Origin of the sequence: Mesorhizobium sp. M7A.F.Ca.AU.002.02.1.1 (assembly GCF_003998535.1) — a bacterium.
Classification (GTDB): Bacteria; Pseudomonadota; Alphaproteobacteria; order Rhizobiales; family Rhizobiaceae; genus Mesorhizobium; species Mesorhizobium ciceri.
The window spans coordinates 1-1105 of record NZ_RZPB01001244.1 but is presented as its reverse complement, the minus strand read 5'-3'; the positions used below and the strand labels follow the sequence as shown (position 1 = coordinate 1105).

Here is a 1105-nt window from a genome sequence, read left to right as displayed (position 1 = left end):
CTCTGGAGCGAACAGCCGACGTGGACGACTGAACCGGTATCGGTCTGGGCGAGACTCTTCGCCCTGCGCGGCCTGGTCGCGGTCTGGCGCGAGCGCAAGTACTATCGCGAGGAACTGAAGCGACTGGCGGAAGATGGGCCTCAGCGGATCGACGACGTCGGTCTCACCCTGGCTGCCGTCGAGGCGGAACTTCAAAAGCCGTTCTGGAAGGTGTGATTTGCATCCATAGCTGTGAACGATTGTCTGCACAGGGCCAGCAAACTCCGCAAGTACTGTCTCATCGACGCCGCAAAGAGACGACCGGCATGTTCTATCAGTAGCCGATCAAGGACCTGCCTGTAGGCCGGGGTAGGTGCAGCAATGCTCCGCTCATCCTGGCCTGCCGGCCGGACCTCGGCGGCCAATTCTGCCGCCAGAATTGTAATCATTCTTGTCCGGCATTTGAGGGAAGGACCAACCTGTAACCGCGCCTCGGCACTGTCTGCACGACGGCCTGGCGACTGTCGTGAGCGCCGCACGGATCTCGTGAATGCATTGGACCAGGCTGTCATCGGTGACGGCTAGCCCGTTCCAGACCGCCTTCATCAACTCGTCCTTGGTGATGACGCGATCAGCGTTCTCCAGAAGGTGGCGAGGTACGCGAAGGTCTGGTGGCGAACTGCGATTGTCCTGTTGAATTGGTCGCGCAAGGTCTCCCTACTCACGTCGGCGGTCACGCCGTTGAGTACGAACGTTGTAGGCGGCGAGCTATTCAAGCCGGTTCCCCTCAAGCACGAAGCCGCAGTCCAAAACTAGCACGGTTTCGCGCTGCGAAGACTGATCATCATCCAGCGCGTGCGGGGAGCTCGGATTTCGGCGAATGATCGTAAGCCGTTCGTGACTTGGCAAATGCCCAGGCGAGAGTCGCTACCGTACGCCGACTTGAATTGTGCGTTAGTGCATTGGCAGGATGTTCTGGTTGAGGCGGAACAGATTGTCCGGATCGTATCTGTGCTTGATCTTGGCGAGCCTCCCATAGGCTTCGGCTCCCAAGGCGTCGCGTACGAGGTCCGCTCCTTCGCCATGGCCGGGGAAGTTCAGATAGAGGCGCCCGGTCGAGTAGCGC

General features: G+C 60.0%; 3 protein-coding genes. 1 reads left to right on the top strand and 2 read right to left on the bottom strand.

Annotated features, from left to right (window positions below):
* Nucleotides 1-63 precede the first annotated feature (63 nt).
* A complete protein-coding gene (locus EN879_RS36855) occupies nt 64-216 on the top strand; it encodes a DUF1127 domain-containing protein (protein ID WP_127274758.1) in 153 nt (50 codons plus the stop codon).
* Between the two features lie 153 nt (nt 217-369).
* Here the strand turns inward: EN879_RS36855 and EN879_RS40440 are convergent, their stop codons facing one another.
* Nucleotides 370-585 (bottom strand): hypothetical protein, encoded by a 216-nt coding sequence (locus EN879_RS40440; protein ID WP_342030149.1) that lies wholly within the window; start codon nt 583-585, stop codon nt 370-372.
* A 348-nt stretch (nt 586-933) separates the two neighbouring features.
* Nucleotides 934-1080: a BBE domain-containing protein gene (locus tag EN879_RS40435; protein ID WP_281034630.1), complete on the bottom strand. Its 147-nt coding sequence runs from the start codon at nt 1078-1080 to the stop codon at nt 934-936.
* Nucleotides 1081-1105: the final 25 nt, after the last annotated feature.